The sequence below is a fragment of the Aurantiacibacter odishensis genome (assembly GCF_003605195.1).
Lineage (GTDB): Bacteria > Pseudomonadota > Alphaproteobacteria > Sphingomonadales > Sphingomonadaceae > Alteraurantiacibacter > Alteraurantiacibacter odishensis.
Genome location: NZ_QYOS01000025.1, coordinates 653,605 through 669,378 on the forward strand (window position 1 = coordinate 653,605; position 15,774 = coordinate 669,378).

At 63.2% G+C, this 15,774-nt stretch carries 14 protein-coding genes; 13 read left to right on the plus strand and 1 reads right to left on the minus strand.

Annotated features, from left to right (window positions below; translation table 11 throughout):
• The first annotated feature begins 60 nt into the window (after positions 1-60).
• The 11 genes from D4Q51_RS15105 (at position 61) to lexA (ending at position 10,681) form a co-directional block, all read left to right on the plus strand.
• Positions 61-2,082, plus strand: a complete 2,022-nt coding sequence (locus tag D4Q51_RS15105) for a peptidylprolyl isomerase (protein WP_162925355.1) — start codon at positions 61-63, stop codon at positions 2,080-2,082.
• Between the two features lie 11 nt (positions 2,083-2,093).
• A complete protein-coding gene (trpE, locus tag D4Q51_RS15110) occupies positions 2,094-3,605 on the plus strand; it encodes an anthranilate synthase component I (RefSeq protein WP_170146355.1) in 1,512 nt (503 codons plus the stop codon).
• Complete coding sequence (locus D4Q51_RS15115) at positions 3,602-4,396, plus strand: phosphodiester glycosidase family protein (protein ID WP_120078640.1); 795 nt, start codon at positions 3,602-3,604, stop codon at positions 4,394-4,396. The genes trpE and D4Q51_RS15115 overlap by 4 nt, the downstream gene beginning before the upstream one ends.
• Entirely contained in the window at positions 4,393-5,352 is a 960-nt protein-coding gene (gene pip / locus D4Q51_RS15120) for a prolyl aminopeptidase (RefSeq protein WP_120078641.1), read from the plus strand. The genes D4Q51_RS15115 and pip overlap by 4 nt, the downstream gene beginning before the upstream one ends.
• Positions 5,353-5,385: 33 nt before the next feature.
• Complete coding sequence (locus D4Q51_RS15125; RefSeq protein ID WP_120078642.1) at positions 5,386-6,012, plus strand: anthranilate synthase component II; 627 nt, start codon at positions 5,386-5,388, stop codon at positions 6,010-6,012.
• Complete coding sequence (trpD, locus tag D4Q51_RS15130; RefSeq protein WP_120078643.1) at positions 6,009-7,001, plus strand: anthranilate phosphoribosyltransferase; 993 nt, start codon at positions 6,009-6,011, stop codon at positions 6,999-7,001. The genes D4Q51_RS15125 and trpD overlap by 4 nt, the downstream gene beginning before the upstream one ends.
• Entirely contained in the window at positions 6,998-7,786 is a 789-nt protein-coding gene (trpC, locus tag D4Q51_RS15135; RefSeq protein ID WP_120078792.1) for an indole-3-glycerol phosphate synthase TrpC, read from the plus strand. The genes trpD and trpC overlap by 4 nt, the downstream gene beginning before the upstream one ends.
• Positions 7,787-7,846: 60 nt before the next feature.
• On the plus strand, positions 7,847-8,227 hold the full coding sequence (locus D4Q51_RS15140; protein ID WP_120078644.1) for a DUF3597 domain-containing protein: 381 nt from the start codon (positions 7,847-7,849) through the stop codon (positions 8,225-8,227).
• Positions 8,228-8,266: 39 nt separating this feature from the next.
• Entirely contained in the window at positions 8,267-8,737 is a 471-nt protein-coding gene (gene moaC, locus D4Q51_RS15145) for a cyclic pyranopterin monophosphate synthase MoaC (RefSeq protein WP_120078645.1), read from the plus strand.
• A gap of 8 nt (positions 8,738-8,745) precedes the next feature.
• Positions 8,746-9,939 (plus strand): molybdopterin molybdotransferase MoeA, encoded by a 1,194-nt coding sequence (locus tag D4Q51_RS15150; RefSeq protein WP_240624792.1) that lies wholly within the window; start codon positions 8,746-8,748, stop codon positions 9,937-9,939.
• A gap of 70 nt (positions 9,940-10,009) precedes the next feature.
• A complete protein-coding gene (gene lexA / locus D4Q51_RS15155; protein WP_120078647.1) occupies positions 10,010-10,681 on the plus strand; it encodes a transcriptional repressor LexA in 672 nt (223 codons plus the stop codon).
• A gap of 64 nt (positions 10,682-10,745) precedes the next feature.
• On the opposite strand, the gene D4Q51_RS15160 is transcribed toward lexA, so the two are convergent.
• Positions 10,746-12,932: a ComEC/Rec2 family competence protein gene (locus D4Q51_RS15160; RefSeq protein ID WP_120078648.1), complete on the minus strand. Its 2,187-nt coding sequence runs from the start codon at positions 12,930-12,932 to the stop codon at positions 10,746-10,748.
• Between the two features lie 28 nt (positions 12,933-12,960).
• Between D4Q51_RS15160 and gltX the strand changes: the two genes are divergently transcribed.
• Together gltX and D4Q51_RS15170 are read left to right on the plus strand one after the other, a co-directional pair.
• Positions 12,961-14,391: a glutamate--tRNA ligase gene (gene gltX, locus D4Q51_RS15165; RefSeq protein ID WP_120078649.1), complete on the plus strand. Its 1,431-nt coding sequence runs from the start codon at positions 12,961-12,963 to the stop codon at positions 14,389-14,391.
• Between the two features lie 46 nt (positions 14,392-14,437).
• Positions 14,438-15,724 (plus strand): citrate synthase, encoded by a 1,287-nt coding sequence (locus D4Q51_RS15170; RefSeq protein WP_120078650.1) that lies wholly within the window; start codon positions 14,438-14,440, stop codon positions 15,722-15,724.
• Positions 15,725-15,774 lie beyond the last annotated feature (50 nt).

Here is a 15,774-nt window from a genome sequence, read left to right on the forward strand (position 1 = left end):
CCGCCGTCACCGGCTTGTCAAAGCTGGTTTTCCACTTTGTCGGAAAGGTGTGTCTTGCTGTTGCGAGAGAGTATCAGGCCGGATAAAGCGACCCGCGAAACGAAGCGCGCCCATTCCGGCCCGCTGCACGAGACAGAAAACGACGCATCGATGATCACCTTCTTCCGCAAGTTCTTCCAGTCCAAGATCGGCATCGGCGTCACCCTTGCCTTCCTGGCCCTGATCGCAGTCGCTTTCGCCAGCTCCGATGTGGCCAACACGGGCATGTTCGGCGGCGTGGCGGGCGGCGACCGGGTGGCCGTCGTTGGTGACGAGCGCATCTCCACGGCCGACCTGCAAACCAATGCCAACAATGCCTTGCAGCAGGCGCGGGCCGAGAATCCGGCGCTCACGATGGAAGCGTTCGTCCAGCAGGGCGGCCTTGACGAAGTGCTCGACACCATGGTCACGCGCCTGGCTCTGGTCGGCTTTGCCGAGAACCTGGGACTGCGGGTGAGTGACCGGGCCATCAACAGCGAACTGCGCGCCATCCCCACATTCAACGGCCTCGATGGCGAGTTCGACCCGGAAATCTTCCGCAACTTCCTGCGGCAGAACTCCCTTACTGAAGCACGCGTTCTCGAAGATCTCGGCATGGGCCTGTATAGCCGCCAGCTGCTCCTGCCGCTGAGCTATGGCGCAGAGCTTCCCGACAGCTTCGGTCGTCGTTATGCCCAGCTGGTGGCCGAAACGCGCAGCGGCAGCGGTGCTGCCATTCCGGCAAGTGCTTTCGCGCCCGAAGGTGATCCGACAGACGAGCAATTGCAGGAATATTATCAGGCGAACCGGGCCAACTACATCCGCCCGGAACGCCGCACGCTGCGTTACGTCACGTTCGGCATCGATGCCGTGGGCGACCTGCCCGCCATCACACAGGAGCAGATCGCCCGTCGCTACCAGCGCGATGCGGAGGCCTATGCCGCGACCGAACAGCGCAGCTTTACGCAGCTTGTCGTTCCAACGCAGGCCGCGGCGCAGGCCATTATCGACGAGGTCGAAGGCGGCGTTTCGCTGGAAGCATCGGCGCGTTCCAAGGGCCTCAGCACCGTATCCCTCACGGAACTGGACCAGGCTGCCCTCGCTTCCCAGACATCGCAGGCCGTTGCGCAGGCAGCCTTTGCTGCATCCGAAGGCGATCTGGTCGGTCCGGTCCGCGGCGAACTGGGCTGGTATGTCCTGCGTGTAAGCGACGTGAACCAGATCAGCGGCCAGACGCTTGCCCAGGCGAGCGATGCCATCCGCGAGACACTGACGGCGGAACGTCGCCGTCTTGCTCTGAACGAGCTTACCGAACGGCTCGAAGACGAACTGACCGACGGGCGCAGTCTTTCGGAAGCTGCGGAGGAGCTCGGCGTCGAAGTGCAGACGACGCAGCCGCTTACCGCCGAGGGCACCATCTACGGCACGCCGCAACCCGCTCCCGAAGAACTCCAGCGTGTGATCGGCTTCGCTTTCGAAATGAGCGAAGGAAGCCCGCAGCTCGCAGAGATCGTGCCGGGCGAGGAATTCATGGTCTTCGAGGTTGCGCAGGTCACTCCGCGCGCCGCAGCGCCGCTGTCCGAAATCAGGGACACCGTGATACAGGCATGGCGGCGCGATCAGGGCATGGCAGCCGCACGCGCAGCGGCCCGCCGTATTGAGCAGCGCGTGAACGAGGGCAGCACCCTCGCTGAGGCTGTGGCGGCTGAAGATGTCGCGCTCCCAGCGCCGGAGCCGCTGCGTCTCAATCGTCGCCAGCTGGCCGAGGAAGGCAATCTCTCGCGCGCCACGCTGCTGTTCTTCACGATGGCTGAAGGCACGGCGAAGATCGTGAACTTGCCCGAAGCGAGCACATGGTTCGTGCTGCAACTGGACGAGATCGAAACCGCGGAACTCGCCGAGGACGATCCCGTCGTCGCCAACACGCAGCAGCAGCTGGCAGAGGCGGCGGGCGAGGAATACCTGCAGCAGTTCCTTGCCGCAGCGGAAAGCTCAATCGAAATCGAACTGAACTCGGTTGGTATCGAGGCCGTGCGCGCGTCGCTCACCGGCTCGGGCCAGTAAGGTCAGGGCTCTTGTCCGCCACACTCGAGAACGCCGATGCCGCGCGGGACGCACTCGCTGCCGAACGCAACACGCTCGTCTGGCGCAGGGTCGTTGCCGATACCGAAACGCCGATAGGCGCGGCCCTTAAGCTGATCGAGCCGGGACGCGGTGATTTCCTGCTGGAGTCCGTCGAGGGCGGAGAAACCCGTGGGCGCTACAGCCTCCTCGGCCTCGATCCGGACCTGCTGTTTCGCGCCACCGGAGCGCGGGGAGAGGTCAATCGCGCATGGCGGCACGATCGCAACGCTTTCGAGCCTCTAGACGGCGATGCGATGGCCGAACTGCGCGCGCTGGCGAATGCCTGCCGGATCGACATGCCTGAAGGCCTGCCGCCTGCACTGGCGTGTCTTGTCGGCTACTTCGGCTACGAGACCATCGGTCTTGTCGAGACCCTGCCCCGCGCGCCGGACAGCGAACTCGCTTTGCCGGACATGCTGTTTGCCCGGCCCGCTCTCGTGCTGGTCTTCGACCGGCTGAGCGACAGCCTTTATGTGACCGCGCCGTTGTGGGCGCGCAGCGATAACCCTACGGACATGATCGAGCGGGCTGCGGAACGTATCGACGAAGCCTTGCGCAAGCTGGGTGAGCGCGTGCCCGAGACCGAGCGACTTTCCGATGCGCCCGAACTCTCGCTGGAAGCTGTGATGGACCCGGCGGATTACGAGCGCATCGTCCTTCGCGCCAAGGACTACATCACCGCAGGCGATATCTTCCAGGTCGTGCTGGCGCAGCGTTTCACCTGCCCGTTCCCCCTGCCCCCGCTCGACCTCTATCGTGCGCTGCGCCGCGTGAATCCCTCGCCTTTCCTGTATTTCCTCGACCTGCCCGGCTTCGCCGTCGTGGGGTCCAGCCCGGAAATCCTCGTGCGTGTTCGCGAAGGCGAGGTGACCATCCGCCCCATCGCCGGAACCCGCCCTCGCGGTGCCACTACCAGCGAGGACAAGGCGAACGAGATCAGCCTGCTGGCCGATCCCAAGGAATGCGCCGAGCACCTGATGCTGCTCGACCTTGGGCGCAACGACGTGGGACGCGTGGCGGGTGCCGACAGCGTCACCGTGACCGACAGCTTCACCATCGAACGCTACAGCCACGTCATGCACATTGTCAGCAATGTCGTGGGACGCCTCGCTGACAACAAGGACGCGCTCGATGCGCTGTTCGCAGGTTTTCCCGCCGGGACGGTAAGCGGCGCGCCAAAGATCCGCGCTTGTGAGATCATCGCCGAGCTGGAGCCGGAAACGCGCGGTCCCTATGCGGGCGGCGTAGGGTATTTCGCACCGGATGGGTCCGTCGACAGTTGCATCGTCCTGCGAACGGCGGTGGTGAAGGACGGCGTAATGCACGTGCAGGCGGGTGCGGGCATCGTGGCCGACAGCGATCCTGCCTACGAGGCCGCCGAATGCCGCCACAAGGCCGGTGCGCTGATCGCGGCCGCGCGTGAAGCCGTGGAGGTGGCGAGCGAACCCGGGTTCGGGCAATGAACCCTCGCGCGAAGCACGCCTTTGCAAGCTTCGCGCTAATCGTCCTGGCGGCCTGCTCGATCCGCACAGAGGGTGACGAGACCCTGCCCCGCGAGTCGATCTGCGAACCTCTCGTCTTCGAGGATTCTCCGTTCACGCATTGCACAGCGCAACCGGGTGAGCATACCATCGCCATGGACCTCTCACCCGACGACTCCGACGCGGCCTACCGTTCGCTGGAGGCGCTCCAAACCGGGCTTGGCAATGACGCCAGAACGGTCGCGATGGCCATGAACGGCGGGATGTTCAACGCCGAAGGCCAGCCCATCGGCTACTACGTGGAAGACGGGCTGCGCTTCACCGTTCTCAACCAGAACGACGGCCCCGGCAATTTCCACCTTCTGCCCAATGGCGTCTTCTTCGGAGAAACTGCCGAAGGCCCATGGCGCGTCTGGGATACCGAGCGATTTGCCCGGCAAGTCGACAATCGCCCCCAATTCGCCACGCAGTCTGGCCCGATGTTGGTCATCAGCGGAGACCTCCATCCCGCATTCGATGTCGACGGTGCCAGCAAGAAAGTTCGCAACGCGGTAGGCGTCGATGCGGCAGGGCGTGCGCATTTCGTCATGAGCGAAGCACCGGTCAGTTTCGGGAAGCTGGCGCGCTTCTATCGCGACATGCTGCGCGTGAACAACGCGCTGTTTCTTGATGGCAGCGTGTCGCAGATGTGGGACCCGGCGAAGAACCGTATGGACGCTGGGCCGCCCATCGGCCCAATCATCATCGTGCGTGACAAGGAAATTACCGAATGACGAATTACCGCGGCCTTTATCCCATCACCGAACCCTTCGACAGCGGAATGCTGGACGTGGGCGAAGGTCATTCGCTGTACTGGGAGCGCGTGGGTACGAAAGGCGCAAAGCCCGCCGTCATGCTGCACGGGGGCCCGGGCGGTGGTATTTCACCCGATCATCGCGGCCAGTGGGACCCCGAACTCTACGACGTGATCCTGTTCGACCAGCGCGGCTGCGGCAAATCACTGCCTTTCGCGGAAATCGAGAACAACGACACCTGGCGCATCGTCGCCGACATGGAACGGCTGCGCGAAATGTGCGGGTTCGAGACCTGGCAGGTCTTTGGCGGCAGTTGGGGCGCGACCCTCGCTCTCGCCTATGCGCAGGCCCATCCCGAGCGGGTCAGCGAACTGGTGCTGCGCGGTGTGTTCCTTGCGCGACAAAAGGAAAAGGACTGGCTCTATCAGTACGGCGCCAGCGAGATCATGGCGGAAGCCTGGGACGATTTTATCGACATCATTCCCGAGGACGAGCGACGCGATATCGTCGCCGCTTTCCACCAACGCCTTACCAGCGATGACGAGGCGGTACGCCTTGAAGCGGCACGTGCCTGGGCGCTGTGGGAGGGCAATGTTGCTACCCTGCTGCCCAAGCCTGAACTGCTGGAGCACTATGCCGATGCCGCGACGGCTCTCCCGATGGCGCGGATTGCCGCGCGCTTCTTTCTCGAGGATTTCTACCTTGAGGACGGACAACTCCTCAATAATGCGGACAGGCTGAAGGGTATTCCCGGTATCATAGTGCAGGGCCGCCATGATATATGCACCCCGCCCACCTCGGCCTACGCTCTCAGCAAGATATGGCCCGAAGGCGAACTGCGCATCGTCCACGATGCGGGGCACAGTGCCTCGGAACCCGGCATCATCGACGGTCTGGTGCGCGCAACAGACCAGTTCGCTGGCAAATCCGCTTGATCGCGAAGCCGTGACAGGCAAAAGGCAACCCGCATGAGCCAGAAGCCCGATATTCTCGTTGTCGATAACTACGACAGCTTCACCTTCAACCTCGTCCATTACCTGATGGAACTGGGGGCGAAAGTGGACGTGGTGCGCAATGATGCGCTCACCGCCCGCGAGGCGCTGGCGACAGGCGCGAAAGGCATTCTGTTGTCACCCGGCCCCTGCACGCCGAACGAGGCGGGGATCAGTCTGGACCTCGTCGCCGCCTGCGCCGATGCGCAGCGTCCGCTGCTGGGCGTTTGCCTCGGGCACCAGTCCATCGGACAGCACTTCGGCGGCACTGTCGCGCGAGGGGGGCTGATGCACGGCAAGACCTCTCCGGTCGATCACGATTCCACGGGCGTATTCAATGGGTTACCCTCCCCCTTTACCGCCACCCGCTACCACTCGTTGATCGTTGAGGATATTCCAGCCTCGCTTGTCGTGAACGCCACCAGCGAGACGCCGGGCCTCGATGGCACTGCTGTGATGGGCTTCCGCCACGCGGAGCTTCCCATCCATGGCGTGCAGTTCCACCCGGAAAGCATCGCCACGGAATACGGCCACGAATTGCTCGCCAACTTCTGCCGCATCTGCGAGATCGAAGTGAGCCTACCTGCAAGGCTGGTAGCATGAGCGTCCTCCCACCTGCCGATCACCCGCTGAGCGAAGCCGAGGCCGAGCAGGCTTTCGGAGACATGCTGGACGGCAAGCCCTCCGAAGAGGAAGTTGCCAGCTTCCTCTCCACCATGTCGGACCGCGGCGAACACGCCGAGGAAATTACCGGCGCGGCGCGTGCGATGCGTGAGCGCCTGATCCCCATCGAAGCGCCGGAAAACGCCATCGACGTGTGCGGCACCGGCGGTGACGGCCACCATACGCTGAATGTGTCGACGGCGGTCTCGCTGGTGGTTGCTGCCTGCGGAGTCCCGGTTGCCAAGCACGGTAATCGCGCGGCGAGCAGCAAGGCGGGCGCGGCGGATACATTGGAAGCGCTGGGTCTCGACATGGACGCCGCCGGTCGCACGGCAGAGTATACCTTGCGCGAGATCGGCATCTGCTTCCTGTTCGCCAAGAACCATCACCCGGCCATGGCGCGCATCCAGCCCATTCGCCAGAAACTGGCAAAGCGCACGATCTTCAACCTGATGGGACCGCTGTCCAATCCCGCTCGGGTCCGCCGCCAGCTTATCGGGATCGCGCGCCCCGCCTACGTGCCGATCTACGCCAATGCCATGGCGCGGCTCGGCACCGAACGCACCTTCATCGTTTCGGGTGACGAGGGGCTGGACGAACTCAGCCTCGACGAAGGGAACGAAGTTGCCGACGTGCAGGGCCGCGAAGTGCAGATGACGCGCGTTCGTGCCGAGAACGCAGGGCTTCGCCACGCCCCGGTCGAAGCCATCCGTGGCGGCGATGCGGTGCATAACGCCAAGGCTCTCCAAGCCTTGTTGCAGGGCGCGCCCGGGCCATATCGCGATGCCGTACTGTTCAACGCGGCAGGCTCGCTGATCGTGGCTGGCGAGGTCGAAAGCTGGGAGGCAGGCGTGGAAGAAGCAGCAGAAGCGCTGGACAAGGGTCTAGCCAAGACGCTGCTCGAATGCTGGATTGCGGCTGCGAAATGAACAAGCTGGAAGAAATTTGCGCCACGAAGCGCGAGGAAGTGCGCGTTCGCAAGGCTGCGAAGACCGAGGCCGATCTCCGTCGTCTTGCCGCAGAAGCCAGCGCCCCGCGCGGCTTTCGCAAGGCTCTGGAGGCGAAGTCCGCCGACGGCTTCGGGCTGATTGCCGAGATCAAAAAGGCTTCCCCTTCCAAAGGTCTCATTCGCGAGGATTTTCGCCCGCATCAGCATGCGATGGATTACGCTGCGGGCGGTGCCGCTTGTCTCTCCGTCCTGACAGATGCGCCTTATTTTCAGGGCCACGAAGACTACCTGCTGGAAGCGCGTGCCTCGTGCGAGCTCCCGGTGCTGCGCAAGGACTTCATGGTCGATCCCTGGCAGGTGGCCGAAAGCCGCGCGTTGGGCGCCGACGCCATTCTCATCATCGTAGCTGCACTCGAAAATAACCTGATGGCCGAGATCGAGGCCGCGGCACTGGATCATGGCATGGATGTGCTGGTTGAGGTGCATGACGAGTCCGAAATTGAACGCGCGACCCAGCACCTGACGTCACGACTGATAGGGGTCAACAACCGGGACCTGAAGACCTTCACCACCGATCTTGGAACCACCGAGCGCCTTGCTACGCTGGCTCCGGAAGGCACTCTTCTCGTAGGCGAGAGCGGCATCAACAACCACGCCGATTGCCAGCGCCTCGCGCGCTCTCGTGTGCGGTGTTTTCTGGTGGGCGAAAGCCTGATGCGCCAGCCCGACATCGAGGCGGCAACGCATAAACTGTTGAACGGATAGACTTGCCAGCGTCGCAATTGGCTTACATTCTCACGACCTTGGCCATACAAGGAAAGTGACGTGGGAATTTTCGGATCCATCAAGGACGCGATTTTCGGCAAGGAAGCACAGGCGCAGGAAGCGCCGAAAACCACTTCGAACCCCGGCGCAGGCGGCTTCGGGCGCGCCGAGGCCAAGGGCTCTCCCATTAGCGAAGTCGATGTGGAGGCTCGGCTCGACTCGATGGACGGCGCCGACAAGCTCAACTGGCGCTCGTCCATCGTCGACCTGATGAAACTCGTCGGTCTCGATCCCAGCTTCGAGAACCGCAAGGAGCTGGCGCACGAACTTGGCGACAACGACTACTCCGGCAAGGCGGAGGAAAACATCGCCCTGCACCGGCACGTCATGGACAAGCTGGCCGAGAACGGTGGCAAGGTTCCGCAAAGTTTGCGCAGCTAGTCGTTGCTCCCTTCCGGCGATCTGGGATAGGTCGCTGGCATGAGCAATCTTACCCATCTTGATGACAAGGGTGCCGCGCGCATGGTGGATGTGGGCGGCAAGGCAGAAACAGTGCGCAGTGCCACGGCCGAGGGCCGGATCCGCATGTCTTCAGCCACGCTGAAAGCCGTGCGCGAGGGCAGTGGCCCGAAGGGCGACGTGCTGTCCGCCGCGCGCATCGCCGGCATCATGGCGGCAAAGAAGACAGGTGATCTCATCCCCCTTTGCCACCCGCTCGCGCTCGATACCGTCACGGTCGACTTCGCCTTTTCGGACGACGCGGTTGAAGTGACGGCCCGCGCGGCCCTGACCGGCAAGACCGGCGTGGAAATGGAAGCTCTCACTGCCGCCTCCATCGCTTTGCTGACGCTGTACGACATGGCGAAGGCGCTGGAGAAAGGCATGATCATCGAAAGCGTCCGCCTGCTGGAAAAGACCGGCGGCAAGAGCGGCGACTGGCGCGCCGGGTGAGCGTGCCCATGCCGATACCGGTAGAAGATGCGCAGCAGCGCCTCTGCGCGCTTGTCTCCCCTCTGCCTGCGGAGAAAGTCGCCGCTGCCGACGCGGTAGGCCGATGCCTGGCTGCAGACGTCGAGGCCCGGCGAACGCAGCCGAGCGCGGACCTTTCTGCCATGGATGGATACGCAATCGGTGCGGGGGACCATGCCGGTCCGTGGCATATCGTGGGTGAAAGCGCGGCGGGCCACCCGTTCGACGACATGCTGAAGGCAGGCGAAGCGGTCCGCATTTCCACCGGGGCTATCATGCCACGGGGCGCCGACGCGGTCCTGCTTCAGGAGAATGCGACGCGAGAGGGCGATAGCCTATCGCTCAACGGCGAAGGCGATCCAACTCCCCGCCACATTCGCCGGGCCGGGTTCGATTTCAAGGTGGGTGACCTTCTGCTGCGGAGCGGCACGCGCCTCGGGCCGGTGCAACTCGCGCTCGCCCTGTCTGGCGGGCATGGCCATCTGCCTGTTCACCAGTTGCCGTCGATCGCCGTTCTCGACAGCGGCGACGAATTGAGCGCCGATCCGGAACGATGCGAACCGCATCAGATCCCGGCCAGCAACGGCCCGGCAATCGAAGCACTCGCTCGCCCGTTCGTGTCGGATTGTCTTCGTATCGGTCCCGTCAAGGATACGATGGATGCGATGCTAGAAGGCCTTGAACGCGCGGCATCTGCCGATGTGATTGTTACCAGCGGCGGTGCCTCTGTCGGGGATCACGACCTCGTGAAGCCTGCGCTGGAAAAGTGGGGTGCGACAATCGATTTCTGGCGCGTGGCGATGAAACCGGGAAAGCCCCTGATGGTGGCGCGGCGCGGCGATCAGGTGATTCTCGGCCTCCCCGGCAACCCCGTATCCAGCTTCGTCACCGCCTACCTCTTTCTCCTGCCGGTGCTTCGCAAGATGGGGGGTGCCGAAGAAGTCTTGCCGCATCCCGTTGCCATGCCTTGCAAGACCCCCCTTCCCGCAGGGGGCAAGCGCACGGAATTCCTCCGCGGCCGGATGGTCGGCGGAACCGTCACACTAATCGAGGAGCAGGATAGCAGCGCCCTTCGCGCGCTCGCCGAAGCAGATGTGCTTATCCGGCGGAATATCGACGCCGCACCGACGAGTTCCGCCGAAACCGTGGAAACCTATCGCATCCGAAATGGCGGTATCGCTTGACTTGAGCGAATCTGTTTCTTAATTGTTCCTTATTCGTTCCCGATGTGGAACATTGATGAGGGGCTTGCCCATGTTGACTGCCAAGCAACACGAATTGCTGCTGTTCATTCACCGTCGCCTGGAAGAACGCGGTATCTCTCCCAGTTTCGAGGAGATGAAGGAAGCGCTCGACCTGAAGAGCAAGTCAGGCGTCCACCGCCTGATCTCTGCGCTGGAGGAGCGGGGCTTCATTCGGCGCCTGCCGAACCGTGCTCGCGCTCTTGAAGTGGTGAAGATGCCGGAGAATCTCGGCGGAAGGGCAACTGATCCCGTCGCCAAGGCAACCACCGCGCCCGCCAGCCAGCCCGCGCCGGCGAATGACGTTATCGAAATTCCGCTGCACGGCCGCATTGCTGCCGGTGTCCCGATCGAGGCATTGGAAGATCACCAGACATTGCCCGTGCCCGCCGCCCTGCTCGGCTCGGGTGAGCATTACGCGCTGGAGGTCTCGGGCGATTCGATGGTGGAAGCCGGTATCTTCGATGGCGACTTCGCCCTTGTGAAGAAGGCGGATACGGCACGCGACGGCGATATCGTTGTTGCCCTCGTCAACGATGAGGAAGCGACTCTGAAGTACCTCTATCACGATGGCGGCAAGATCCGCCTCGACCCCGCAAATGCGTCCTACGATCCACAGGTCTACGAAGATCGTCAGGTCAAGGTGCAAGGCAAGCTTGCGGGGCTGCTGCGCCGCTACCACTAGGGCTCAATCGCAAAGCATGTTTCGAGGAGGCGGCGTCCGGCATGGGTGCCGCCTCTTTCGTTTCTCAATCCGGCTCCCGGCCCCGCCACCAGCCGTGGCCGCCCTGCACATCGGCAACGCTCCGGATTTCCGGCTCCTCGCCCAGGACGATGGCTAGCCCGCCGGTTTGGGAAAGCATTCGTGCATCGGCCCGCAGCCACCTTGGCGAGCAACTGCGAGGTAACCAGCGATCCGACACGACGATATCCGCGCGTTCGCATGCCGCCGCGAGAGCCCGTTCTCCCACGATGTTGCGACTGCGGCTCATGAGGATGCTCCAAGACCTGCCGCCCCGCTCCAGCGTCACCACGCAGAAATCCGCGGTGCAATCTGCGCCGGGCCATTCGGCCATGGGAACAGTCTCGCCCTCGACCCCGGCAAGTTCCAGCAGGTTGTCGCGCGTGTAGTCGCTACGTGTGTCTCTCAGGACGAGAAGCCGCTCGCCCTCGCCGGTAACGCCCACATGACGCCCGTCGCTCGATATGAGGACATCAGGGATCGGAGTCAGGACCAGCATGAGCGTGGCCAGTGCCGCCGGCAGAAAACCCCACAAACGAGCCTTCCCGCGCCATAACGCCAGCCAGAGGCCGCCGGCGACGAATAGGGCGAACGTCAAACCGGTAATCTGTGGGATCAGCTTCACCGCTCCGGGTTGGCTACTGGTGAAATGGGCTATGCCGACCAGCAGGTCGAGCGAGACACCGACGAGCCACCAGAAGGGCGCGCCAAGGCCAACGAGGTCCATCACCAGCGAAACAGCGATAAGCGGCATGGAGATGAACGTGACGAGCGGGATGGCAATGACGTTCGCCAATGCTCCGTAAACACCGGCGCGATGGAAATGGAACAACACGATCGGCATCAGAGCGATCTCGATGACCATGCCCGTTACCAGCAGCATCAGCGTTCGCCGTCCGAGCCAGGCAGCGCGGCTTTCCTCTCGCGGCGCCAGAAATCGTTTCACAGGTTCTGCGTTGTGCAAGGCAACAATCGCAATCACGGCGGCAAAACTCATCTGGAAACTGGGCCCCACCAGGCTTTCGGGCCACATCAGCAAGACCGCGACCGCCGCGACAGCCACCATACGCAGCGACAGCGGTTCCCGGCCCAACGCCAGCGCTCCCAGCACCAGCAGCGCGGCAATGCAGCTTCTCACGGTGGGCACCTGGGCGCCCGTCAGCAGGGTATACCCGATGCCGGCAAGGGCAGCGATTGCCGCGGCTGTCACAGGCAGGCGGACCCGAAGTACGAGCCAAGGCCACAGGGCAAGCAGGCGTATCGCCAGCAGGTATGTGCCCGCGATCACGGCGCTCACATGCAAGCCGCTGATCGAAAGCAGGTGGGTGAGCCCTGCATCGCGCATGGCGTCTTCGTCCGCTTCGCTGATGGCACCGCGATCCCCGCTGGCGAAGGCGGCCGCGATGGTGCCTGCCGATCCGCCCAGATTCTCCCGCACATGGCCCGATAACCGGCGTTGCAAGCTCGCAATGAAGCCCCCATCCCTCGCGGAATTCTCGACGACACGCACTTCTCCTTGCACGCTGCCGGTCGCCGCATAACCCTCGAACCAGGCGGTGCGCGCGAAGTCGTAACCTCCGGGCAGCATTGGCGGAGCAGGCGGCATCAGGCGCGCTTGCACTTCCACCAGCGCACCCTCACCCATGGCCGGGGTCGCGTCGTCCAGAGGGACATTGACGCGGATCTTGACCGCCTCGCCGCTGTCAGGATGGCGAGTTGCCATCACCAGCCTCACCCTGTCCTGCGCCGGCTGCTCGATACGCTCCAGAACGCGGCCCTGAAATGTGTCGTACAGCGGTCTCTCGAACGCCTCCGCCCCGACCAGTTCACTGCGCGCCCACGCGAGCCCCGTCCCGAATGACACCAGCAGCCCGCAGGCCACCACTGCACCGACGAGGTGAACCCGGTCCTCCCGGCCCTTCCACAGTGCAACGGCACCCAACGCCGCCAGCACGCCGCCAGCTATTACCATGATCCATGTCGCCTGCGAACCGAGCGCGAACCATGCGCCAATGCCGGCGGCAAAGGCAACTGCCAGCCACGGCCCACGATCAAAGCCCGAATGGCCGAGGAAACGCTCCGCCCCATCGGCTATGCTGGACAAATCCCGCGGCATTCGCCAATGCGACTGCTGCGTTGCAACATCGCCCGGTTCGTCGCCCAGCGGGACAAGAGGGGGATGTTTGCTGGCCATGGAAATACAGGACAGGAAACAAGCAGTTATGGCAAGTTCGATTGGCAACGGTTCAGAGCAGCGTCCGGTAGTGACGCGCTTCGCGCCCAGTCCAACCGGCTTCCTGCATATCGGCAATGCCCGCACCGGGCTGTTTTCCTGGCTCTACGCCCGCCACCACGGCGGTACGGCCCTGCTGCGGATCGAGGACACCGACAAGAAGCGCTCCACCCAGGAAGCGATCGACGTCATCCTCGACGGGCTCGACTGGCTCGGCCTCGAATTCGATGGCGAGACGGTCTACCAGAGCCAGCGCGCCGAGCGGCATGCCGAAGTTGCGCGCAAGCTGCTTGAAGCCGGCCATGCCTACAAGTGCTTCGCCTCGCCGGAAGAACTCGCCGAAATGCGTGAGCAACAGAAAGCTGCCAAGCAGCCGCTGCGTTATGACGGGCGTTGGCGCGATCGCGATCCTTCCGAAGCGCCTGAAGGTGCGCCTTACACCATTCGCATCAAGACACCGGAAGGCGGCGAGACGGTGATCGAGGACGCGGTTCAGGGCCGTGTGAAGGTCGACAACCGCGAGATCGATGATTTCATCCTGCTGCGCGCCGATGGCACGCCCACCTACATGCTCGCCGTGGTGGTGGACGACATGGACATGGGCTGCACCCACATCATTCGCGGCGACGATCACCTCAACAACGCGTTCCGCCAGATCCAGGTAATCCGCGCGATGCAGGGTATCGAGGATGGCTGGGAAGAGCCGACCTACGCCCATGTGCCGCTGATCCACGGCAACGACGGGGCCAAGCTTTCCAAGCGCCATGGGGCGCTGGGCGTACGTGACTATCGCGAGATGGGCATCCTGCCCGAAACGCTGTTCAATTACCTGTTGCGTCTTGGCTGGGGCCATGGCGATCAGGAAGAATTCAGCCGCGACGAAGCGATTGCGCTGTTCGATATCGATGCCGTCGGCAAGGGGCCCAGCCGCTTCGACATGAAGAAGCTGTCGAGCATGAACGGCAATTACATCCGCAAGGCCGACGACGCTCGGCTCGCCAGCCTGATTGCACCGCTGATCGGCCCCGAGGCGGACGAAGCGCTGCTGACCAGGGCGATGCCCGAGCTCAAGACCCGCGCCCGCGATCTGAACGAACTTGCCGATGGTGCCGCTTTCCTGTTCAAACAGCGACCGCTGGAACTTACCGAGAAGGCCGCGGGTTTGCTGGATGACGACGCGCGCTCCCGCCTCGCCGTCATTGCCGATCGGTTGCGCGGCGAAACGGACTGGACAATCGAGGCGCTGGAGGCCAATTTGAAAGCCTACGCGGAAGAGCTGGAGCTGGGCCTCGGCAAACTTGCGCAGCCGCTTCGCGCGGCACTCACGGGGCAAACCACCTCGCCAGGAATTTTCGACGTGCTGGTGCTTCTCGGAAGGGAAGAAAGCCTTGCACGGATCGACGATCAAACCGGCGCTTGAGACATTCTCTCAATTGCCGATAGCAAACACATGAAGGAGAACAGCTTTGGCTGACAAGCAAGCGGATCTGACAGTAGGAGGCGAGAGCTTCGATTTCCCCACGCTGGAGGGCAGCTGCGGGCCGGATGTCATCGATATCCGCAAGCTTTACGGCAAGACCGGCAGGTTCACTTTCGACCCCGGTTACAAGTCTACCGCCTCGTGCGAGAGCGCGCTGACCTTTATCGATGGCGATGAAGGCGTGCTGCTGCACCGCGGTTATCCCATCGGCCAGCTCGCCGAACAGTCCAGCTTCATGGAAGTAGCCTACCTGCTGCTGAACGGCGAATTACCGAGCTCCGAAGGCCTGGACGATTTCACCAACACCATCACCTATCACACGATGCTGCACGACCAGATGCGGCAGTTCTATCAGGGCTTCCGCCGCGATGCACATCCCATGGCCATCATGTGCGGCGTGGTGGGCGCGCTCTCCGCGTTTTACCACGACAGCACCGATATCTCGGACCCCGAGCACCGTAAGATTTCCAGCCACCGGCTGATCGCCAAGATGCCGACCATCGCTGCCAACGCGTACAAGTACGCCGTTGGCCAGCCTTTCATGCAGCCGATGAACAGCCTCAGCTACACCGGCAACTTCCTGCGCATGACCTTCGGTGTGCCGGCAGAGGAATACGAGATCGTCCCGGCCGTTGAGAAGGCGCTGGATCGCATCTTCATCCTTCACGCCGACCACGAGCAGAACGCCTCGACCTCCACCGTGCGCCTCGCCGGTTCGTCGGGTGCCAACCCGTTCGCCTGTATTTCCGCGGGTATCGCCTGCCTCTGGGGCCCTGCCCACGGCGGCGCGAACGAGGCGGCGCTCAACATGCTTCGCGAGATCGGCACTCCGGATCGCATTCCGCATTACATCGAGCGCGCCAAGGACAAGAACGACCCGTTCCGCCTGATGGGCTTCGGCCACCGCGTGTACAAGAACTACGATCCGCGCGCGACCGTAATGCAGAAGACCGTGCGCGAAGTGTTCGATGCGCTGAACGTGAAGGATCCGGTCTTCGAAACCGCCCTGCAGCTTGAGGAAATGGCGCTGAACGATGATTATTTCATCGAGAAGAAGCTGTTTCCGAACGTGGATTTCTATTCCGGCGTGATCCTCTCGGCCATCGGTTTCCCGACGACGATGTTCACCGCCCTGTTCGCTCTCGCCCGCACGGTGGGCTGGGTCGCGCAGTGGAACGAGATGATCTCCGATCCCGGCCAGGTCATCGGTCGCCCGCGCCAGCTCTACACCGGCCCGACGCAGCGCGACTACGTGCCGCTCAGCCAGCGCTGATAGAAGCGATAATCAAGCAACGAAGCGCCCGGTCGAAAGGCCGGGCGCTT